The organism is Halopseudomonas sp. (assembly GCF_036960865.1).
GTDB lineage: Bacteria > Pseudomonadota > Gammaproteobacteria > Pseudomonadales > Pseudomonadaceae > Halopseudomonas.
This window is the reverse complement of record NZ_JBALWE010000002.1, coordinates 373,531-396,231: the sequence shown is the minus strand read 5'-3', so window position 1 is coordinate 396,231 and position 22,701 is coordinate 373,531. Positions and strand designations below refer to the sequence as shown.

Annotated in this window: 13 protein-coding genes; 6 read left to right on the top strand and 7 right to left on the bottom strand. The window is 60.2% G+C overall.

Going from position 1 to position 22,701, the window contains the following annotated elements:
- Window positions 1-75 precede the first annotated feature (75 nt).
- Together V7747_RS04265 and V7747_RS04260 are read right to left on the bottom strand one after the other, a co-directional pair.
- Window positions 76-300, bottom strand: a complete 225-nt coding sequence (locus tag V7747_RS04265) for a DUF2835 domain-containing protein (protein WP_335614804.1) — start codon at window positions 298-300, stop codon at window positions 76-78.
- Window positions 288-5,159 (bottom strand): NAD-glutamate dehydrogenase, encoded by a 4,872-nt coding sequence (locus V7747_RS04260; RefSeq protein WP_335614803.1) that lies wholly within the window; start codon window positions 5,157-5,159, stop codon window positions 288-290. Before V7747_RS04260 ends, V7747_RS04265 begins: the two co-directional genes overlap by 13 nt.
- Before the next feature lie 187 nt (window positions 5,160-5,346).
- On the opposite strand from V7747_RS04260, the gene V7747_RS04255 reads away from it, so the two are divergent.
- From V7747_RS04255 to V7747_RS04230, 6 genes are read left to right on the top strand one after another with little or no spacing between them, the layout of a single operon-like run.
- The gene (locus V7747_RS04255) at window positions 5,347-6,306 is read left to right on the top strand and encodes an AAA family ATPase (RefSeq protein WP_335614802.1); all 960 of its coding nucleotides are present in this window, start codon (window positions 5,347-5,349) and stop codon (window positions 6,304-6,306) included.
- A gap of 3 nt (window positions 6,307-6,309) precedes the next feature.
- Window positions 6,310-7,260 carry a DUF58 domain-containing protein gene (locus V7747_RS04250; protein ID WP_335614801.1) on the top strand — a complete coding sequence of 317 codons (951 nt, stop codon included), beginning with the start codon at window positions 6,310-6,312 and terminating at the stop codon, window positions 7,258-7,260.
- Window positions 7,257-7,718 (top strand): DUF4381 domain-containing protein, encoded by a 462-nt coding sequence (locus tag V7747_RS04245; RefSeq protein WP_335614800.1) that lies wholly within the window; start codon window positions 7,257-7,259, stop codon window positions 7,716-7,718. Before V7747_RS04250 ends, V7747_RS04245 begins: the two co-directional genes overlap by 4 nt.
- Window positions 7,711-8,709: a vWA domain-containing protein gene (locus V7747_RS04240; protein ID WP_335614799.1), complete on the top strand. Its 999-nt coding sequence runs from the start codon at window positions 7,711-7,713 to the stop codon at window positions 8,707-8,709. The genes V7747_RS04245 and V7747_RS04240 overlap by 8 nt, the downstream gene beginning before the upstream one ends.
- Complete coding sequence (locus V7747_RS04235; protein WP_335614798.1) at window positions 8,699-10,513, top strand: VWA domain-containing protein; 1,815 nt, start codon at window positions 8,699-8,701, stop codon at window positions 10,511-10,513. The genes V7747_RS04240 and V7747_RS04235 overlap by 11 nt, the downstream gene beginning before the upstream one ends.
- On the top strand, window positions 10,510-12,177 hold the full coding sequence (locus tag V7747_RS04230) for a BatD family protein (protein ID WP_335614797.1): 1,668 nt from the start codon (window positions 10,510-10,512) through the stop codon (window positions 12,175-12,177). The genes V7747_RS04235 and V7747_RS04230 overlap by 4 nt, the downstream gene beginning before the upstream one ends.
- A gap of 323 nt (window positions 12,178-12,500) precedes the next feature.
- Here V7747_RS04230 and V7747_RS04225 read toward each other — a convergent pair whose 3' ends face one another.
- The 5 genes from V7747_RS04225 to pepN all read right to left on the bottom strand — a co-directional run bounded on the left by V7747_RS04225 (window position 12,501) and on the right by pepN (window position 22,660).
- The gene (locus V7747_RS04225) at window positions 12,501-14,852 is read right to left on the bottom strand and encodes an efflux RND transporter permease subunit (protein ID WP_335614796.1); all 2,352 of its coding nucleotides are present in this window, start codon (window positions 14,850-14,852) and stop codon (window positions 12,501-12,503) included.
- 21 nt (window positions 14,853-14,873) lie between these two features.
- Entirely contained in the window at window positions 14,874-15,908 is a 1,035-nt protein-coding gene (locus V7747_RS04220; protein WP_335614795.1) for a WD40/YVTN/BNR-like repeat-containing protein, read from the bottom strand.
- A 325-nt stretch (window positions 15,909-16,233) separates the two neighbouring features.
- Window positions 16,234-18,609, bottom strand: coding sequence for an efflux RND transporter permease subunit (locus tag V7747_RS04215; protein ID WP_335614794.1), 2,376 nt, complete (start codon window positions 18,607-18,609; stop codon window positions 16,234-16,236).
- A gap of 27 nt (window positions 18,610-18,636) precedes the next feature.
- Window positions 18,637-19,740, bottom strand: coding sequence for a YCF48-related protein (locus V7747_RS04210; protein WP_442909176.1), 1,104 nt, complete (start codon window positions 19,738-19,740; stop codon window positions 18,637-18,639).
- Between the two features lie 271 nt (window positions 19,741-20,011).
- Window positions 20,012-22,660 (bottom strand): aminopeptidase N, encoded by a 2,649-nt coding sequence (gene pepN / locus V7747_RS04205; RefSeq protein ID WP_335614792.1) that lies wholly within the window; start codon window positions 22,658-22,660, stop codon window positions 20,012-20,014.
- Window positions 22,661-22,701 lie beyond the last annotated feature (41 nt).

The window sequence follows — 22,701 nt, the reverse complement described above, 5'->3', positions numbered from 1 at the left end:
GCCTGGGCAGTGAAAACAGGTTGCAGAGTATAAAGGGTTATGCCCCAGGATTCAGTAGTCGTGGTTATCCGGCGTTCAACCGGATAACCGCTCCAACTTGAGCAGCTTGCCCTCATCAGTGAAGCTCATACGAAAACTGCCGTATACCCCGGCATGGGTCAGAAATGGCCGCAGATGATGCGCCGGCAAACTGACCCGGCGCCCATCCCGGCTGTACATCAGCACCCGCTCGGCGCGTCCCTGGTACCACGCCAGGTAGCGCTCTGCGGGCAATGCAAGGTCGATGATCAACTGCTGCATGGCTCTCCCTGCACGTTCAAACGCGCTGCCTGAGCCAGATCCAGCAATTCACGCATGGCGACCGCCACCATGGGATAGTCCCCTGCCCCGGCGTTTTTCAGCTCGGTCAGCATGGCTTGCCAGCGCATTACCATCTGCTGGTTCTGCGCCATCCAGCGCTCAACCAGTTCCGCCACCGGCATTGCCGCGTTCGCACTCTGCAACGCCGCCACCGTCATGGTGCGCGCCTGCCAATCCAGGTCGTCGCGGTAGCTTTCACGGGCCAGCGCCTGCCAGTGGTTGTCGACCACGAGGTTTGATACCTGCTGGTTGAACCAGGGCAATTGCAGCTGACTGCCAATAGCAAAGAACACCTGCGCTACCCGCTCCGGGCTCTGCCCGGTGGTATCAGCAGCTTCGACAATGCCCAACAGGGTATAAGCATGACCGGTGCCGGCGACCACGCGGGCGATGCCTTCGGGGACCTTGGCATCGGCGTAATGCTGATAGCGCTCATCCCAGAGGCGCCGAATGTCGCCATCCAGCAGTTGGTCAAAGCGCTCTGACAGCGCCTGAACGCAGGGCGCAAAGTGCTCGACTTCACGCTGTGGCAACAGCTCTGTGCGGCGGTTGCGGATAAACCAGCGCGTCGCCCGCCGCCCAAGCCGCATCAGCTCTTCCATCAGTTCCAGCTGCACGTCGGCAGGAATCTGATAGTCCAGCTGTTCGATGCCGGCAAAGTGCTCCTGCAAGTGGAACACATCACGCGCTACCACGTAGGCCCGCGCGATGTCGCTGGCGGTCGCACCGGTAGATTGCTCCAGGCGGCGCAGGAAGGTAATCCCCATGTGGTTGACCAGGTTGTTGGCCAGTTGGGTGGAGATGATCTCGCGGCGCAGACGGTGGCTGGACAGCGCAGACTGGTACTTCTTCAGCAGTACCTCGGGGAAGGCGGTTTCCAGCTCGGTCGCCAGATAGGTATCTTCCGGTACATCGGACGCCGCCAGGGCTTCTTTCAAATCCGCCTTGGAATAGGAGATCAGCACCGACAGCTCGGCGCGGGTCAGACCTTTGCCGGCAGCCTTGCGCTCTGCCATCTGCTCGTCATCGGGGATGAACTCCAGCGCCCGATTGAGCTTGCCGCTGCTCTCCATCGCGCTGATGAAGCGCTGGTACTCGCCCATGGTCTGCCCAGCCAAGCGCTGCGCCAGACTGATCGCCTGAGTCTGCTTGTAGTTGTTGCCCAGCACCAGGCCGGCGACCGCGTCAGTCATGCTGGCCAGCAGCTTGTTGCGCTGCTTGGCGGTCATGTCCTGGCTGGCTACTACTTCATTGAGCAGAATCTTGATATTGACCTCGTGGTCGGAGCAGTCGACGCCGCCGGCGTTATCGATAAAGTCGGTATTTACCGCTCCGCCGTTGAGGCAAAACTCGATACGCCCGAGCTGCGTCAGACCCAGGTTACCGCCCTCGCCCACCACGCGGCAGCGCAGGTCGCGGCCGTTGACCCGCAGCGCATCATTGGCCTTGTCGCCGACATCGGCGTGGGTTTCGCCGCTGCCCTTGACGTAAGTACCGATGCCACCGTTCCAGATCAGGTCAACCGGCGCCTTGAGCAACTGATGAATCAGCTCGGTGGGCGTAAGTTTATCGGCCTTGATATCGAACAGTTCGCGCATCTGTGACGTCAGGGTGATCTGCTTGAGGCTGCGTTCGAAGATCCCGCCGCCCTTGGAGATGTGGCTGGCGTCGTAGTCGGCCCAACTGGAGCGCGGCAGGTCAAACAGGCGTTGCCGCTCAACAAAGCTGCTTTCCGGGTCAGGCGTCGGATCAATGAAGATATGCTGGTGGTTGAACGCCGCCACCAACTTGAGCTGGCGGGACAGCAGCATGCCATTGCCGAACACATCGCCGGCCATGTCGCCAATGCCGATCACCGTAATCGGGTCGTTTTGCACATCCAGCCCCAGCTCTCGGAAGTGCCGCTGCACCGACACCCAGGCGCCCTTGGCAGTGATGCCCATTTTCTTGTGGTCATACCCGGCCGAGCCGCCGGACGCAAAGGCATCACCCAGCCAGAAGCCGTACCCGGCAGCGATGCCGTTGGCGATGTCGGAGAAGGTCGCGGTGCCCTTGTCGGCCGCTACGACCAGATAAGGATCATCGGCGTCATGGCGCACCACATTGACCGGCGGCACCACCTGCCCTTCAACCAGGTTGTCAGTCAGGTCCAGCAAGCCCTGGATAAACAGCTTGTAGCAGGCAATCGCCTCCTGCTGCACCTCATCACGGTTACCCCCCACCGGCAACCGTCGCGGTACAAAGCCGCCCTTGGCGCCCACCGGCACGATGACGGCGTTCTTGACCTGCTGAGCCTTGACCAGCCCCAGCACCTCGGTGCGGTAGTCTTCCTCACGGTCTGACCAGCGCAGGCCACCACGCGCAACCTTGCCGCCCCGCAGATGCACCCCCTCGACCCGTGGCGAATAGACAAATATCTCGAACATCGGGCGCGGCAACGGCAGCTCGGGAATGCCGGATGGGTCGAACTTGAGGCTGAGATAGTCTTTGGCCTCACCCTCGGCATCCGGTTGATAGAAGTTGGTCCGCAGCGTGGCTTTGATCAGGTCTAGGTAGCGCCGCAGGATGCGGTCTTCGTTGAGCACTGCCACGTTATCCAGCGCATTGAGGATCGCGTGTTCCAGCTTCTGCTGCATTTCTTCCAGGTCATCGGCCGAGAGCTTGCGGGCCAGATAAAAACGCGTGCGGAACAGCCGTACCAGTTCGCGCGCAATATCTGCGTGGGCAATCAGCGTATTGGCGATATAGGGCAATTCGAAACCCAGACGAATCTGCTTGAGGTAACGCGCGTAGGCGCGCAGCAGCGATACGTCCCGCCAGGGCAGGCTGGCGAGCAGCACGAGGCGGTTGAAGGCGTCGTTCTCGGCCTGCCCGGCCCATATCGCGGCGAAGGCCTCGCGGAACAGGTCGTTGGCTTCCTGAATGTCCAGGCTGGCGTTGGCGGCAAAGGTAAACTCAAAATCGTGAATCCAGAAACCGGTGCCATCTTGCTGGGCAATATGGAATGGGAACTCGCCGAGCACGCGCAGCCCGAGGTTTTCCAGAATCGGGATAACGTCCGACAACGGCAAGGGATCATTCAGGTGATACAGCTTGCAATGCAGCACACCCGGCTTCTGCTCAAGCGGCTGGTAGAAGCTCATCGCCAACGGCTGCTCCGCGGTCAGCCCCAGCATGGTTTGCAGATCGACCACCCCGGTGGCCGGCGGGAAGCGGTCGCTGTAACCGGCCGGGAAACCTTCACCCAGATGCGCCAGTACGTCAGTCGCTTGCGCCTCGCCCATGCTTTCCAGCAGCCGATCACGAAACTCGTCCTTCCAGTCGCGGCAGGCACGAATGACTTCCTGTTCTATTTTCACGGGGTCGATGTCCAGCGTCTTGGTGGGGTCAACCCGCAGAATGAACTGGGTGCGGGCCAGAATGGATTCAGAAAAATAGGTCCAGAACTCGCTTTCAGTGGCCTGCAGCCGCTCCATCAGGACCGACTGAATGGTCAGGCGAATATCGGTGGAGTAGACATCGCGCGGCACGAAGGCCAGGCAATAATAGAAACGCCCATAGTTGCCCGACCGCAGGAACACACGAATCTGATTGCGCTCCTGCATCTGCACTATGCTGAGCGCGGTATCGGCCAACTCCTCCACCGACATCTGAAACAGGTCGTCGCGCGGCAACACTTGCAGCACCTGCTCCAGCTCCTTGGCCAGATGGCTGCGCGGGATGAAGCCCGATACCTCGCGCACGTGGGCTACCTTGCGCCGCACATGGGGGATGTTGTCGACCAGGTCGGAGTAGACACGCGAGGTGTACAACCCCATGAAACGGTGCTCCAGCAACACCTTGCCGTCGGCATCCACCTCGCGGATAGAGACGTAGTCCGGGTAGGCCGGGCGGTGCACACGGCTGAGCCGCGAGGCCTTGGCAAAGGACAGCAACAGCGGCGCCTGCAGGTACTCGATGACCTGCGCCGGCAAACCGGCGAGACTTTCATCACGCGGCTCCATCGACAGCGCGCCAAGGCTCTTGCCGGATATCAACCCCAGCCGCTGCTTGGGGAGCCCCTCATTGACGGCAAAGCACTCGTAACCGAGAAAGGTAAAGTGGTCTTCCAGCAGCCATTCGAGAAAAGCCACGGTCTCGCTGCGATCTTCGGCGGAGAAGTAGTGTTTGCCGCGCTTTTTCAGGTTGGCGATCAGCGTATCGACCTGGCCACACATGGCCGGGAAGTCGCGTACAGTTACCCGCACATTGCGCAGTGCTTCCTGCAGCCCTTCCTGCAGGGCACGCAAATCGGCGCTGGTGGTGCAGCGGTCGATTTCGATGTACATCAGCGACTCGGTGCGCACCTGATCACCAGTGCTACCTGCCTCAAGCAGTGACAGCAGATTGCCCTGCTCGTCGCGCTGCGTTGTCATGATGCTGTTTTGCAGGGTGTGGATAGCATAGCCCGAGCGCGTCAGCTCCATGCGCACGGAGTCCACCAGGAACGGCAGGTCACGGTGCAGCACCTCAACAACGGTGTGGGTACTCTGCCAGCCGTGCTGCTGGGTATCGGGGTTGAACACCCGCAGTTTGACTTCACCACCCTCGAACTGCTGCAGGAAGCGCCAGCTGGACAAAGTGCAGCCTAACAGGTCGTTATCCTGGCGCTGGCTCAGCTCGTCCAGCGTGGCGATTCCATAGAAATAGCGGCAGAACAGCCGAATGGCCTCTTGATCCTTTGCCTGCACCAGCGCCTGAAGCCGCTCTTGCAGTGTGTCGATGAAGCCCTGCTTAGTGCTGGCCATGATCAATGCCATGCTGCCTACCTCCTGTTGCGTCTTGGGTGTGGACTGCGAACCTGCTTTGGCCTTGCGCTGTGCCCTTGTGGGGCATCCGGCCGGCGCCTGAATTATTCTTGTCTCAGGCATAGTCTAGACCAAAGGCATTTCGGTAAAGTGACGTACACTGACGCTGGCCCCAACGAACAGGACACGAAAAATTCCAATGACCCATCGTGACTCACTGCTGCAGCTCAAGGCCTTCCTCGGGCAACACATCTTTGGTCAGGAGCATTTGATTGATCGCATGCTGATCAGCCTGCTGGCCGGCGGCCATGTTTTGGTCGAAGGTGCACCTGGTCTGGCCAAGACCAAGGCAATCAAAGCGCTCTCCGAAGGTATCGAAGCCGACTTCCACCGTATCCAGTTCACCCCCGACCTGTTGCCCGCCGACATCACCGGCACCGAGGTCTATCGGCCAGAAACCGCTACCTTCAGTTTTCAGCAGGGGCCGATCTTTCATCACCTAGTGTTGGCCGACGAAATCAACCGGGCCCCGGCCAAGGTGCAATCGGCACTGCTTGAAGCCATGGCCGAGCGCCAGGTCAGTATTGGCCGCGAGACCTATCCGCTGCCAGAGCTGTTCATGGTGATGGCGACGCAGAATCCGATAGAACAGGAAGGCACCTACCCGCTGCCCGAAGCCCAACTCGACCGTTTTCTGATGCACGTACGTATCGGCTTTCCCGATGCCGCGCTGGAGCGCCAGATTCTGCAGCTGGCCCGCGGCGAAGCACGCGGTGAAGAGCCCGCCATCAGCAGCAAGATCAGCCAGGCGAGCATTCTGGGGGCACGCCAGGAAGTGCTCGAGATGTTCATGGCCGACGCGGTTGAGGAGTATCTGATCCAGTTGGTCATGGCGACCCGCCGTGCCGAACAGTACAACCCGCAGTTGGCCGAATGGCTGTCGATGGGTGCCAGCCCGCGGGGCACCATTGCCCTGGACCGTTGCGCACGCGCGCACGCCTGGCTCGCCGGGCGTGATTTCGTGAGCCCGGAGGATGTGCAGGCCATCGTCCACGACGTGCTGCGCCACCGCATCATGCTGAGCTTTGAGGCCGAAGCGGCCGGCATCGATACCGATCAGGCCATCAACCTGTTGATCGACTCGGTTCCGGTGGTCTGATCCGTGGCTGCCAGTCTGGACCCGGCTGTTTACACCAGTCTGGAAGCATTGCTCGGCACGCGCCGCCACTGCCATGAGCTGCCGCTGTTCAGTCGGCCGGTTCGCAGCGGCCGGCAGAGCGGCCAGCAAAGCTCACGTCTGCGCGGTCGCGGGGTCGACTTTGATCAGGTGCGTGCCTACCAGCCCGGCGACGACATCCGCAACATCGACTGGCGCGTGACTGCGCGTACCCAGAAGGTGCACACCAAGGTGTTCAACGAAGAACGTGAACGCCCGGTATTCGTCATCGGCGAGCAGAGTCCCCGGCTGTTTTTTGGCAGCCAGCAGTGCTTCAAGTCCGTACTGGCCGCCGAAACCTGCGCCCTGATCGCCTGGACCGCGTTGTCCCACCACGACCGCGTGGGTGGCATGGTCTACGGCCCTGGCGTGTGCCACGAGGTACGCCCGCGACGTGACCGCAAAGCGCTGCTGCAGCTGCTGCAGCTGTTGCTCAAGGCCAACCACGCGCTGCAGACCGGCCAGCAAAGCGAACCCGAGGACGAGAGCGAGGCACTGAACCTGGCGCTGCGGCACAGCCGCGAGATCATCCGCCCGGGCAGCATCCTCTATATCATCTGCGACCATGCCGCCATTAACGGCCTGAACCAGAGTCTGCTGGTCCCCCTGGCGGGTCACAACGATCTGGTGCTGCTGCCGGTGTTTGATCCGCTGGACAGCAGTCTGCCGCTGTTTGGCCCACTCGATTTTGTGCAGGGCGAGCAGCGTTTGACGGTCGACACCCTGCAAAGCGGCGTGCGTCAGGCCTACACCGCGCAGTTCGAGCAACAGCAGCAAAACTGGCTGCGCCTCGCCCGTCGTCTGCGTTGCAGCCTGATCCCGCTGGACACCCGCTTCGCCGCGCATGAACAGCTGCATGACAACCTCACCGGCCATCCCCGCGGAGGGCCACGATGAGCAGCCCGCTTCAGGATGCGCTCCTGCAACCCGCCGCGCCGCCGCCGGTAAGCTGGTGGCCACCGGCACCGGGCTGGATAACCTTGGCCGTCGTCCTCACCCTCTTGCTGCTGGCCATTCCGGTACTCTGGCTGACCCTGCGACGGCGTCAGCGGCGGCGTATGCGCGCACAGCGCATCATCTGGGAAATACCCGACCAGCTGTCTGATCAAGCCTGGCTCGCGGCGCTCAACACGCAGTTGAAGCGCCAACTGAAAAGCCGTGGCAAAGATGAAGCCACTCGGTTGTACGGCGCAAACTGGGTCGATTACCTGTGCCAGCACTACCCGAATCCGCGTAAGGATATTCTGCAGCCGCTGGGCGGTGGTCTGTATCAGCCTGGGGTTGATATGAGCTCCACCGACCGCCTGGCACTGCAACGCGAGCTGCTGCGCTGGATCAGGTATAACCATGTTTGAGCTGCACTGGCCTGCCGCCTTCGCCCTGCTGCCCTTACCCTGGCTGCTGCGCTGGTTGTTGCCAAGCGCCGATCGACCGGCGAGCGCCCTGCAGGTCAGTTTTCTGCGCCGTCTGCAGCAGCTCGAGCACAGCAGCCCGCGCAGCAGCAGTAACGGGCGCGCCCGCTGGCCGGCAATCGTGATCTGGTGCTTGCTGGTGTTCGCCTGCGCTCGGCCGGAGCTGCTCGGTGCGCCCCTGGCTCCCAGTATCAGCGGGCGCGACATGATGATCGCGGTCGATCTGTCAGCCAGCATGGAAATACGCGACATGCAGCTGGAAGAACAGGCGGTGGATCGCCTGTCGCTGGTCAAACATTGGCTTGGCGCCTTTGTCGAACGCCGGCATGGCGACCGGCTGGGGCTGATCCTGTTTGGCAGCAAGGCCTACGTCCAGGCTCCGCTGACCTACGATCTGGACAGCATTGCGCTGTGGCTGGATGAGGCCTTTGTCGGTCTGACCGGTCGCGACACTGCCATCGGCGATGCCATTGGCCTGAGCATCAAGCGGCTGATGCAGCAGCCAGCGTCCAGCCGAGTCATGCTACTGATCACCGATGGCGCTAACACCGCAGGCAAGATCGCTCCCATGCAGGCGGCTCAACTGGCCGCCGAACAGGGCATCCGCATCTTTACCATCGGCGTCGGCGCCGACAGTGCACGCGAGGATGGCTTGCAGGGTATCCTCAATGGCGACGTCGACCCCTCGATCGATCTGGATGAAACCACGCTGCGGGAAATCGCCGAACTCACCGGCGGCGAGTATTTTCGCGCCCGCGACAGCGCCAGTCTGGAGGCCATCTATCAGCAACTGGATAACCTCGAGCCCAGTCTGCGCGCCGGCCGCCCAAGTCGCGAGAGCATTCCACTGTACCCCTGGCCCTTGGCCGCCGCCTGGCTGCTCAGCCTAGGCATGGCGCTACAGCAAGTGCGGAGGCAGCGCCGTGTGGTCTGATCTGCTGCCCTTCAGTTTTCTACGCCCCTGGTGGCTGCTCGCACTGCCGCCCACCTTGTTGCTGTGCGCTTATCTGTATCGCCACATGAAGAAGTACTCGGGCTGGGAGGCACTGCTACCAGTCAACCTGCGCAACGCGCTGTTGCAGCAGCAACCGGGTCGGCATTACGCCGGGCGCTATCTACTACTGGCTCTGGCTTGGGCGCTCGCGCTGGTCGCTCTGGCCGGCCCCGCCTGGGAGTCGGATGACGCGGTGGAGCGCAGCGACCAGGCCGCCCTGGTTCTGGTGCTCCAGGTATCGCGCAGCATGCTGTCTACTGACTTGACGCCTAACCGTCTGGAGCAGGCCCGGCACAAGGTGGAAGACATTCTGCGCGCCTTTCCGGAACGGCGCATTGGACTGATCGCCTATGCTGGCAGCGCCCATCTGGTGGCCCCGCTGACGCGCGATCACGCCACCCTGAAAAACCTGCTTGGGGTGCTGCACCCCGACATCATGCCGGCCCGAGGACAACAGGCCGACCAGGCTCTGCTACTGGCAGCGAAACTGCTCAGCAGCTTGCCACCAGACAGCGCGCAGGTACTGCTGTTAACCAATGGCCTGAGCGCTGACGAGCAGTCACTGGCCGACCCGACCAGCGAGCAGCTCGGCGAGCGCTTGCGCGTACTCGGCATCGGTACTGCCGACGGCGCCCCGGTGCCCCTCGCCGAGGGCGGTTTCATGCGCGATGAGCAGGGCCGGATACTGCTGCCGCAACTCGATGAAAGTGTGCTCAGCCATTTTGCCCGGCGCCACGGCGGCGATTATGCGCGACTCAGCGTTGACGACAGCGACATTCAATATCTACTGGCCGATGCGCCAAGCGTCGATGAAGTACTGCAGACCGACCAGCGCCAATGGCTGGACCAGGGCCACTGGGTGCTGTTGCTGCTGTTGCCCATAGCTGCCTTTGGCGCACGCCGCGGCTGGCTTGGCGTGGTACTGATTGCCCTCTGGCTACCGCCACCGGCGTCGGCAATGAGTTGGCAGGATCTATGGCAAAGACCGGACCAGCAGGGCGCCACGCTGCTGGAACAGGGCCAGCCTGCTGCCGCTGCAACGCGTTTTGAGGATCCGCAGTGGCGCGCCTGGGCACTCTTGCAGGCCGGCGACTACGCCGCCGCAAGCCAGGCTTACGGTGCACTGGCCAAAGCCGCACCCGAGAACGCGGATTATCACTTTGCCGAAGGCACCGCGCTGGCCCTCAAAGGCGATTACCCTGAAGCCTTGGACGCCTTCGAACAGACCCTGATTCGGGCGCCGGAGCATACTGCCGCGCGGCATAACCGCCAGCGCGTGGAAGCCTACCTGGCAGAACTCGCAGAGCAGGAGCAGCAAGAAACAGCCGGCAGCGACCAGACCGGAGAGGAAGCAGACATAGGCAGTGGGACCAAAGCCGACCCGAACGCTGACAACGACTCCGGCAACAGCGACGAATCGCCAGACAACGGCGAAGAGGCCCAGAGCTCGGGTGATCCGACCGTAACCGGGATTGACAGCAACCCGGCACAAACCACCGACGGCAGCAGCCAAACCGGTGCCGCACTGACCGAGCAGGTGACTAGCGAGGAGCTGGACGACAGCCTGCCCGGCAACAGCGTCACCGACAGCACTGGCGCTCCCCTCCCCGCCAGAGGCTACAATACCGAGCAGCAACAGGCGTTGCAGCAATGGCTGCGCGACATCCCGGATAATCCGGCCGAACTGCTGCGCCGCAAGTTTCTGTATCAACACCTGCAACAACCCGATGGACGCCCCCGATGATGCGACTGCTGTGCACCCTCTTGCTGTTATCGCTGGCAGGCCTTAGCCAGGCTGCCATGCAGGCCAGTGTGGACCGCACCCAACTGGTCGAGGGAGAAAGCCTGGAGCTGACGCTGGAAAGCAACGCCGGGAGCAAGTACGGCCCGCCCGACCTGACGCCCCTGCAGGAACACTTCACGGTGACACAGAGCCACCAGTTGAGCCTGCTCAGCGAACTGGAAGGCCGCAAGCAATGGGTCAACCGCTGGGTGATCGGCCTGACGCCCAAACGCACCGGGTTTGTGGTGATCCCGCCGTTGTTTCTGGGCCCCGACAGCAGCGAGCCGATAACCCTGCGCGTTCTCACTGAGGAGCAGGCCCGTGACGACGCAGCTGGCAAACTGGCGCCCATTTTCATCGACAGCGAAGTGGATACTGAAACACCTTACGTGCAGGCACAGGTACTCTTGACTCTGCGCATCTACCACTCGGTTTCGCTGTACGACGACTCCGACCTCAGCGGCCTGGATATCGCCAACACCAGAATCGAGCGCCTGGGCGCGCCGCGCAACTATGAGCGCACCATTAACGGCGTGCTGCACGGGGTGATGGAGGTGCGCTATGCCATCTACCCGCAACAGAGCGGCCCCCTGGATATTCCTTCCCAGCTGTTCAGTGCCACCGTGCAACTACCACGCGACCCCGCCAACCCCGCTGGCCCGCATAGTGCACGCATGGTACAGCTGCGTTCTCCCAGTCTGCAGCTGAACGTAAAGCCCATTCCAGAGAGCTACCCCGCAGGCGCACTCTGGTTGCCAGCCAAACAGGTTCGCCTGAGCCAGAACTGGCAACCAGACCCGGGGCAGGACTTACTGCGCGGCGAACCGCTCACTCGAACGCTGTCGATTCAGGCCGACGGCCTGACGGCGAGCCAGTTACCCGAGCTGGGTCACCTCAACGAGGATCAATCCGAAGACCTGCGTCAATACAACGATCAACCCCAGCTCGAGAACCAGCTTTCAGCCAATGGCATCCTCGGGCTACGCCAGGAAAGCGCGGCTATTGTGGCGCGCAGCACCGGAGACTTGCAGGTACCGGAAGTCCGTGTGACCTGGTGGAATACCACCACCGACACCCTTGAAGAAGCCAGTCTGGACGCCGTGAACCTGCACATCCTGAGCAATCAGACCACGACGACCGTTGCCAACAACAGTGAGCGTAACCGCAGCATCGCGCCCCTCCCCCTGCTGTGGCCCTGGCAACTGGGCTGTGCTCTGCTACTGATGGCGCTGGCGGCCTGTCTGTACCGTTTGCGTCAATTGCGCAGCCAACTGCATAGCCTCGACGAACTGCATGAGGACACCAACCACCTGGACGCCGACGTGGCGGGCAACCCGCTGGCCGACCTCCAGGTAGCCTGCCGTCAGAACCAGCCGGCCGATGCACGCAAGGCGCTGGAGCACTGGGCGAAGCAACAGACCAGTGACCTCATCGCACTCAGTCAACAGTACCCCGCACTCGCCGATGCCCTGGATGAGCTGAACGCGTGCCTGTTTGGGCAGAACGACAGCGCTTGGCGGGGCAAGCCGCTGTGGCGCGCGGTAAGGCAGGTTACCCAGTCGCGGCAGCGGGAAGCCGCTGAGGCAAGTGATGTGGGCATGCAACCGCTTTATCCGGATGTCTGAGCTACGTTATAAGTGAAGCAATCAGGGGCCTTCATAGCGCCCCGCTCAGTCAGCTCATTATCGCCTTTCGACCTGCTGGCGAGCTACCAGCAGACCAGCATCCCGCTGCTCGGCCCTTCGGGTTCGCTGTGCTGTTCACCCACCCCGAGGAAACTGGCAGCAGTAGGTGCCGCTAAAGGTTCGGATGCTCAAGCTAGGGCCAGGCACCCGCGCTGAAACACCACGCTGAACACCGGTCTTGCGCCCACCCTCCAAGCTGTCGAGTAACGCAGACAAGACAAAAAAGGCGCCCGGAGGCGCCTTTCTTCATGCGGTTGCGTTGCTTACTGACGCAGCTTGTCAGGCCGGATCAGGAAGCGTGCCAGGGCAGGCAGCAACCAGAGTGCACCAAACATGTTCCACAGGAACATGAAGGTCAGCAGAATGCCCATATCGGCCTGGAACTTGATGGCCGAGAAAATCCAGGTCGCTACGCCGATGGCCAGCGTGAAACCGGTGAACGTCACCGCCTTACCCGTGGTTTTCAACGTCTCGTAATAGGCTTCCTGCAGCGGCAGCCCCTGACGCAGGTAGGTTTCCAGACGGCTATAGATATAGATGCCGTAGTCCACCCCGATCCCCACACCCAAGGCGATCACCGGCAGCGTGGCCACCTTGACGCCAATCCCCAGGAAAGCCATCAAGGCATTGGCCAAGACCGACGTCAGTGCCAGCGGAATGATGATGCACAGTACCGCGCGGATAGAGCGGAAGGTCACCAGACACATGAAGATCACTACCGCGTAAACAGTCAGCAGCATCTTGGTCTGCGACGCTTCGATCACCACGTTGGTGGCTGCCTCGATACCGGCATTGCCGGCCGCCAGCTTGAATTCCAGCGTATCGGTGTTGTACTCCTCGGCAAAGGCCTCAACCGCTGCAGTAGCCTTGCTCAGGGTCGCTGCCTTGTGGTCATCGAGGAAGATCATCACCGGTGCCAGGGAGCACGAGGAGTTGAACATACCAGACGGCGCGCGGCTGATGGCGTTGTTCAAATTGTCCTGGTTACGCGACAACCCCTGCCACTTCAGGTTGCCCTCGTTGTTGCCCATGATCACCTGCTTGGCCACGGTCACCAGCGAGACGGCCGACTGCACCCCTTCAAGGTTGTTCATCTTCCATTCCAGCTGGTCGATGGCTTCCATGGTGCTGTGCGCCGAACACATCTCTGCTGGGGTCTTGACCATTACCACCAGAATGTCCGAGCTGGTTGAGTAGTTGTCGATGATGAACTTGTTATCCAGGTTGTAGCGCGAATCTGCACGCAGCTCCGGTGCGCCCGGATCAAGGTCACCAATGGCGACGTTCTGGCCGTGGTAGATACCAAAGGCAAAGGCCGCAATCGCCAGCAGAATGGAAATCGGCGCCACGGTCGGATGCGCAAAGCGCGCCACCGCCAACCAGGTCTTTTGCGGCCGCGCAGCACGCTCGCGATTACGCTCAACCGCGCCTTTGCTGATACCAATGTACGACATCAAAATTGGCAGCAGCATCAGGTTGGTAAGGATGATGACGCCCACACCGACGGAAGCCGCAATACCCAGCTCGCGAATCACCTCGATCTCGATCAGCAGCAGGGTAACAAAACCTACCGCATCGGAAATCAGCGCCACGATGCCCGGAATATAGAGCGCACGGAACGCCCGACGTGCGGCGTCATAGCTGCCCTGCGAGGTGGGATACTCAATCGCCATGCCGTTGATGATCTGCACGCCATGGGAAATGCCGATGGCAAACACCAGAAATGGCACCAGAATCGAGTAAGGATCCAGACCGAAGCCCAGGGTACGCAGCAGGCCCAGCTGCCAGACCACCGCGATCACCGAACACACCAGGGTGGTCAGCGAGCTCTTCAAACAGCGGGTGAACATCAGCAGCAGTACAAAGGTAATCAGCAGCGCGGCGCCAAAGAACATCACCACCTTGATGATGCCTTCGATCAGGTCACCGACTTTCTTGGCAAAACCCACGATGTGGACCTTGATGTTGGGGTTTTCGGCCTCGAAGTGCTGGCGAATCTTCTCTTCCAGCTGCCGCGAGAAATCACCGTAATCCAGTTGAATCAACTCGCTCTGATTCTCCGGATTGGGATAGGCCTCCTGCAACGGCACATCAATGATGGTCGACTTGAAGTTATTGGCCACAAGGCGACCGATTTCACCCGACTTGAGCACGTTGGCACGCAGCTCTTCGAGGTCCTCTTCGCTAGTATAGGCTGGCCGGTTGGCTACCGGCCCACCATCAAACCCGTACTCGGTTACCTCAGTCCAGCGTACATTGGGCGTCCAGAGTGAACGCAGGTTTGAACGGTCAACGCCCGGCAGGAAAAACACCTCGTCGTTGATACGCTTCAGCGTCTCCATGTATTCGGTGGAGAAGATGTCGCCATCCTCGATCTCCACCGCAATACGAATCGAGTTGCCGAGGTTAGGCAAATCGTTCTCGTGCTCGATCATGTTGACGATGTAGGGGTGCTTGAGCGGAATCATCTTCTCAAAGCTGGTATCAGGCTTTACCTGCGCGGCCTGATAGGCAAAAAACACCGTGAGTAACGCAAAGATCAGCAGTACTGCAATCCGATTATTGAAAATCAGCCGCTCCACAAAGGGTGCGGTCTCCTGATGGTGCTTGGACATCCCGTATCTCCCGGCAGAAACTTATTGTTGTGAGTCTTTAAGACCGTTGGCCGATGCTCTGACCACCCCGTGCTGTCCTACCAGCAACAGGTGCCCATCCGGCAATCGCTTGGCGGTTGCCAGCGCCACCCGGTCAGCGCGGGTGTGCGCTTCAAAGGTCTTGCCGTAATCGTCGCTGGTCAGTATCACGCCACCGGCGCCGACAATGGCCAACTTGCCATCGGCTGACAGGTTGCCGCCGAGCAGGGTCGCCTGCGGCGCCTTGTTGCTGAACTCGACCGGCTGCCAGGTGAAGCCGAAGTTTTCCGAACGGTAGAGGTTGCCGCGCAAGCCCCAGACCACTACCTGGCCGGTTTTGCCGGTGCCGGAGACACCAAACCAGGTCCCGTCGTAGGGCGAGGTGTCGAGGGTCTCCCAGGTATCGCCGTAGTCGGAGGAGCGATACAGGCTGCCCATTTCGCCAACCATCATCAGCCCTGCGTTGTGCACCGGGGCGATGGCGTTGTAATGCATGCCGTACTCGTTATCGATGCTGTCGCTGCGATCCTCCCAGGTGGCGCCACCGTCGTCGGTGCGCAGAAAGAGCCCATAGGCACCCACGGCAAAGCCGGTCTGATCATCACGGAACCAGACATCCATGAGCGGTCGCTCAAGCAGGCCCGGGCCGTCCGGGTCGGCGGGCTGGTCCAGTGCCGGGTCACGGTACTGCAGCGCCCAGTTCTGCCCACCATCGCTGCTGTGCAGGATCATCGAGTCATGTCCCACCGCCCAGCCATTCTGCTCATCGACAAAATAGACCGCTGTCAGCACCTGGCGCGCAGGTACTTCAGCCTGCGTCCAGCTTTCACCCTGGTCATCGGAATAGAGAATGTGGCCGCGGCTGCCAACCGCTACCAGACGCTCGCCGGCGCTGACGGCATCAAGCAGCAGCGTCTTGCTCGCTAGGTCAGACATGATGGCCGGCTCCGGCGCGGCGGCCAGCGGTTGTGCGTCCTGCGCCACCGCAGCACCAGCCGGCGCCAGCAGTGCCGCGCTGATACCCAGTGCGTGCAGCACTGAGCGGCTTATCCGGTGTTTGCGGTGTTTCAGACCTGGATTCGGGCTAACTGCCTGGACTGTAGATTGAGTGCGCCCTTCGCTGCGCTCACGCATACGCCATTCCCCCTTATTGTTGTCAGAAGCCGCCAGCTAGACGGAATCAACAATACTAACGAGGACGCACCCACCCCGCCAACCGCTCGCGGTTATCTTTTGTTAATCAGCATATTGATAACAGTTCGCGTATTTTAGCCGCAATATCAGGTAACAACTTTTGCGCGGCGGTTTATCGCGGACATAAAAAAACCCGCCTATCAAGGCGGGTTTTTAACTACTCAGGCGATCAGTGAGTCATCTTGCTCGCCTTGGAACGACGCACCTTCTCTGGATTGATCAGGAAGCGCGCCAGAGCCGGCAGCAGCAGCATGGCACCGATCATGTTCACCAGGAACATGAAGGTCAGCATCAGACCCATATCCGCCTGGAACTTGATGGCGGAGAAGATCCAGGTAGCCACACCAATGGCCAGACACAGACCGGTGAAGAGTACCGCTTTACCGGTGGAACGCAGGGTCTCGTAGTAGGCTTCCTGCAGCGGCATACCGGCCCGCAGGAAACTTTCCAGTCGGCTGTAGATGTAGATACCGTAGTCAACGCCCACGCCTACACCCAGCGCGATCACAGGCAGAGTCGCGACCTTCATGCCAATGCCCAGGAACGCCATCAGCGCGTTACCCATGACCGACGTCAGTACCAGCGGCAGAACGATACAGATGGTTGCTGGCAAGGAACGGAAGGTCATCAAGCACATCAGGCCAACCCAGACGTATACCAGCGCCAGAATCAGCAGCTCGGAGCTGGAGATAACGTCGTTGGTAGCAGCTTCAATACCGGCGTTACCTGCTGCCAGTTTGAACTCGAAGGTATCGGTGTTGTACTCGGCAGCAAACTCTTTCACCGCATCGGTAGCGCGGGTCAGGGTATCGGCCTTGTGGTCATCGAGGAAGATCATTACCGGTGCCAACGAACAGGCAGCGTTGAACATGCCCGAAGGTGCACGGCTGATAGCGTTGTTCAGGTTGTCCTGGTTACGCGACAGACCCTGCCACTTGAGGTTGCCCTCGTTGTTACCCATCAGCACCTGCTTGGCTACGGTTACCAGCGATACGGCCGACTGCACACCTTCCAGGTTGTTCATCTTCCACTGCAGCTGGTCGATGGCTTCCATGGTTTCGTAGGCAGAGCACTTCTCCGGCGGCGTCTTGACCATCACCACCAGAATGTCCGAGCTGGTGGAGTAGTTCTGGATGATGAAGTCGTTATCCAGGTTGTAGCGCGAGTCCGGGCGCAGCTCAGGGGCACCGGCATCCAGGTCACCGACCTTGATGTTGTGTTCCTGATAGATAAAGCAGGCTACACCACCGACCAGAGCAACAATTACCATCCAAGGCGCCACGTTCGGGTGGGCAACATAGGAGATGGTGCGCCAGAACGGATGCTCACGCACCGCGTCGCGCTTGCTGCGCTCAATGGCCTTTTTGCTGATACCCAGGTAGGAAATGGTAACCGGCAGCATGATCAGGTTGGTAAACACGATTACCGCCACACCGATGGAAGCACCGATGGCCAGTTCGTGAATCACGCCGATATCCATGACCAGCAGCGTGATAAAGCCCACTGCGTCGGCCAGAATCGCGATCATGCCCGGCAGGAACAGCTGACGGAATGTGCGACGTGCTGCGGTCAGGGCGTTATCAGCCTCACCCGATTGCAGCGCAATACCGTTGATCTTCTGTACGCCGTGGGAAATACCGATGGCGAAGATCAGGAATGGCACCAGCATCGAATACGGGTCCAGACCGAAGCCGACCAGATTGATCAGGCCCAACTGCCAGATAACCGCGATAACCGTGGTAACCAGTACCGACACGGTACTGCGAATACACCAGGTGAACAGGTACAGCAGTACAAAGGTAATCAGGAAGGCGATGCCGAAGAAAGCAACAACGCCCATCAAGCCATCGATCAGGTCACCCACTTTCTTGGCGAAACCGACGATGTGGATCTTGATGTTGGGGTTCTCGGACTGGAAGCGATCACGCACCTTCTCTTCCAGCTGGTGAGAAAACTCCTTGTAGTCCAGACGCAGCAGCTCGCTCTGGTTCTCCGGGTTCGGATAGAACTCCTGCAACGGCACGTCGATGATGCTCGACTTGAAGTTGTTCGCTACCAGACGACCGATTTCACCGGACTTAAGTACGTTGGCGCGCAACTCGTCCAGGTCCTGCTCGTTGGTGTACGACGGATGATTGGTGACCGGGCCACCATCAAAGCCGTACTCGGTCACCTCGGTCCAGCGCACGTTCGGCGTCCACAACGAGCGCAGGTTGGAACGGTCTACCCCGGGCAGGAAGAAGACTTCGTCATTGATCTGCTTGAGCGTTTCCATGTACTCGGTGGTGAAGATATCGCCATCTTCAATGGCCACCGCAATACGAATGGAGTTGCCAAGGTTGGCCAGATCGTTCTGGTGCTCCAGCATGTTGACAATGTAGGGGTGTTCCAGCGGAATCATCTTGCCGAAACTGGTATCAGGGCGAACCTGCAGCGCCTGATAGCCGAGAAACACAGTAATAAGAGAGAAAAGCAAAACAACGATCAGGCGGTTGTTGAATACCAACCGTTCCATGAAAGTCGCGTTTTCCTGGTCGCGAGACATCCAGATTCTCCTGGCTTGTAGTTATTATCAGTTGGCTTTGAGACCGTTAGCCCCGGCAGTCGAAACGCCGTGCTGGCCTACAAGCAAGATTTTACCGTTATCCAGCACCGTGGCCGACGCCAGCGCAATACGATCAGGGCGGGTTACCACGTTGAAGGTCTGGCCGCCGTCGTGACTGACCACTACCACACCGCCTGCGCCAACGACCGCCAGCTCACCGCTGGCGGAGAGGTTACCGCCCAACAGAGTAGCCCCGGTAGGCAGATCAACCTCCTGCCAGCTGTCACCAAAATCGGTGGAGCGGAACATGTTGCCACGCAACCCCCAAACCAGTACGACGTTGCTCTGCGTGGTACCGCTAACGCCAAACCAGGAACCGTCATAGGGCATGTCGGTCAGGGTTTCCCAGCTATCGCCGTAGTCAGCCGAGCGATACATGGTGCCCATCTCGCCGGCCAGGAACAGACCTGCGCCCTTGATTTCAGCGATCGCGTTGTAATGGAAGCCATCCGGGTTATCGACCACATCGCTGAGGTCCTCCCAGTTTTTGCCACCGTCGTCGGTACGCAGGAAGATGCCATATGCACCCACGGCAAAACCGGTATTGGCGTCGCGGAACCAGACGTCCATCAACGGCCGCTCCAGCAGACTGGGGCCATTGGGGTCCATTGGCTCATCCAGCTCGGGGTCGCGATACTGCATCGCCCAAGTCTGGCCGCCATCGGTGGTATTCAGGATCAACGAGTCGTGTCCAACCGCCCAGCCGTTCTTGTCATCGACAAAATAGACTGCCGTCAGCAACTGACGGACCGGCACTGCGGCCTGTGTCCAGCTACCGCCCTGGTCGTCGGAATAAACGATGTGGCCACGAGCACCCACCGCCACCAGGCGCTCACCGGCCTTGGCTGCGTCGAGCAGCAGGTCAGAAGCAGCCAGCTTGGATTCAACGGCGGGTTTGATGTCTTCCTTTGCTTCCGCCAGGCTCACGCCAGGCATAGCAAAGCCGGCAACAACGGCAGACAGCGCCAGCGTTGACAAGACTGAACGAATGGGAAAATTTTGCTTGCTGGTCGGTTGAAACGTGTTCGCCCGGACCATGAATGGAGCGCGCCAATTGACAGGCTTACGCATACACCACCCCTCTTTGTTTTTATAAGGTGCCCTGCTCCGCAAGGGAACGATGAACAGATGTCGCCATGCTTGGAGAGCTGAAACAGACGTCATGAAATCAGCTACCGCTCCAGCGGACAAGGCATATTAGAGGCCTACAACTTGCTGCACAAATACCTCTTGGTAATTTTTTATTAAAATGTTGGCCTTGCGCTGACGAAGTAACTCATTTATCAGCGCTCAACTCAAGCCCCCCGACCCCATACGGGGAGCATTTGGCCAGTATCCCCGGTCAAGCCAGCGACTTGCTCACCACTTCGTATACGTCTGGCGACAGCTTGTCGGTTGCCAGAATCCGCGCCAACTCCTGCTGCATCAGCTGCTGACGGTCGGTGGCAAACTTGCGCCAGCGACTGAGCGGCGTAACCAGGCGTGCCGCAACCTGCGGATTGAGGCGATCCAGTTCGATGATGCGATCGGCCAGGAAGCGGTAGCCGGCGCCATCGGCGCGATGGAAATTGACCAGGTTCTGGTTGGCGAAAGCGCTAATCAGCGCCCGGACCTTGTTCGGATTGCGCAGGGTGAACAGCGGATGCTGCATTAAAGCCTCTACCCGCTCCAGGCCGCCAGGCTGCGTACTGCCAGCCTGAATACTGAACCACTGATCCATCACCAGCGGGTAGGCTGCCCAGCGTTCGGCAAAGTGCTCAAGTGCAGCCTGGCGCGGCTGCTCGAAGGGCGAGTTGACCAGCGCCACCAGCGCGGCCTGACGGTCGGTCATGTTGTCCGCCTCAACAAACTGCCGCATACACTGCTGCACGACGGCCTGATCCTCGGTCAGCATCAGGTAACCCAACAGAGTGTTTTTCAGGCTGCGCGTAGCCATGGCGTCGGCATCGGCGCTGTACTGGGCGCTGACCTGCAGACTGTCAAAGCGCTGTTGCAGCTCGCTCTTCAGGCTGCGTGCCAGTTCAGCACGCAGCCATTCACGGGCAAAGTGGATGGCGTCTACGTGGGCGGTCTCAGCCAACTCGACCAGGTAGGCCTCTGACGGCAGACGAATGATCTCGGCCACCATGGCGGCATCCAACGCGCTATCAGCCAATACGGTGCGGTAAATATCCGCCAGGCGCTGGTCCAGGTGCAGCGGCCGGCCGGCACGATGGATCTCGACCAACCCTTGCAGAACGTCGACCGCCAGCCCCTGCGCGGCTTCCCAGCGATTGAAGCCATCGGGATCATGCTTGGCCAGAAACACACGATCATCACGGCTGTAGGGATAGCTCAGCTTGACCGGCGCCGAGAAGCCCCGCAGCAGCGAAGGCAGTGGCTCCTGATCGATATTGGCAAACACGAACTCCTGCTCGGCTTCAGTCACCGACAATACCGTTTCATTGCCGCGGCCCTGCTGCTCACCAGCCAACTGCAGCGGCAATTCCTGACCTGCGGAGTCGAGCAACGCCATACGCACCGGGATCACCTGCGGCAGCTTCTCGCTCTGCCCCGGCGTGGCCGGGCAATGCTGACGGAAGCTCAGACGGTATTCGCGCCGCGCTGCATCGTAATGGCTGGCCACGTCGAGACGCGGCGTACCGGCCTGACTGTACCAACGCTTGAACTGGCTGAAATCGGCGCCGTTGGCGTCTTCCAGCGCCTTGATGAAGTCATCGCAGGTCACCGCCTGACCGTCGTGCCGTTCAAAATACAGATCAGTGCCCTTGCGGAAGCCTTCCGCGCCCAGCAGCGTATGCAGCATACGCACTACTTCGGCGCCCTTCTCGTAAACGGTCAGGGTGTAGAAGTTGGATATCTCGATAAAAGAGTCCGGGCGTACCGGATGCGCCATGGGACCGGCATCTTCGGCAAACTGGTTGGCACGCAGAAAGGTAACGTCCTCAATGCGTTTGACCGTGCGCGAGTTCATGTCCGCAGAAAACTCGGAATCGCGGAAGACGGTGAAGCCTTCCTTCAGCGACAGCTGGAACCAGTCGCGGCAAGTCACGCGGTTGCCTGACCAGTTATGGAAATACTCGTGGGCGACGACCGCCTCGACGCGCTGAAACGCCATATCGGTCGCGGTATCCTGCTGCGCCAGAACACAGCTGGAGTTGAAGATGTTCAGGCCCTTGTTTTCCATCGCGCCCATATTGAAGTCGTTGACCGCGACAATCATGAAGATATCCAGATCGTATTCGCGGCCATAAACCTCTTCATCCCAGCGCATGGAACGCTTGAGACTGTCCATCGCGTGGTCGCACTGCTCGCGGTTTTCCGGCTCCACGTAAATACGCAGGTCAATCTCGCGACCAGTCATGGTGGTGAAACTGTCCTGCAACAGGCACAGGTCACCGGCCACCAGGGCAAACAGGTAAGCGGGTTTTGGGAATGGATCTTCCCAACTGATCCAGTGACGCCCGCCTGCGTGCTCGCCGGAGGCGATGGGATTGCCGTTGGAGAGCAGTACCGGATAGCTGCCGCGATCGGCCACGACCGTCGTGGTAAAGCGGCTCATGACGTCCGGGCGATCAAGGTAATAGGTAATCTTGCGGAAGCCTTCGGCTTCGCACTGGGTACAGAACATGCCGCCAGACTTGTACAGGCCTTCAAGCGCCGTATTGTTCTGCGGCTCGATGCGCGTGGTAATGGCCAGGGCAAAACTCGCCGCCTGCGGCTGCAGGGTCAGGCTGTCGTCATCGACCTGATAGTCGGCCAGCGGCTGATCGTCGAGTTCGACCGAGACCAGCTCCAGCAATTGGCCGTCGAGTACCAGCGGCGGCTGCGCATCACCCTGCGGCTTGACATCATTCAGGCGAATACTCAGACGACTATGAACCAGCGCATGGTCCTCGAACAGCTCGAAGGTCAGTTGGGTTTCATCAATCCAGTAATCGGGCTGTTGATAGTCCTTGAGGTAGATCGTCTTAGGTTGTTCGGTACGCATGGGAAGCCTCTTTGCGGCGCAGGCCGGCAAGTAAAAGTTCG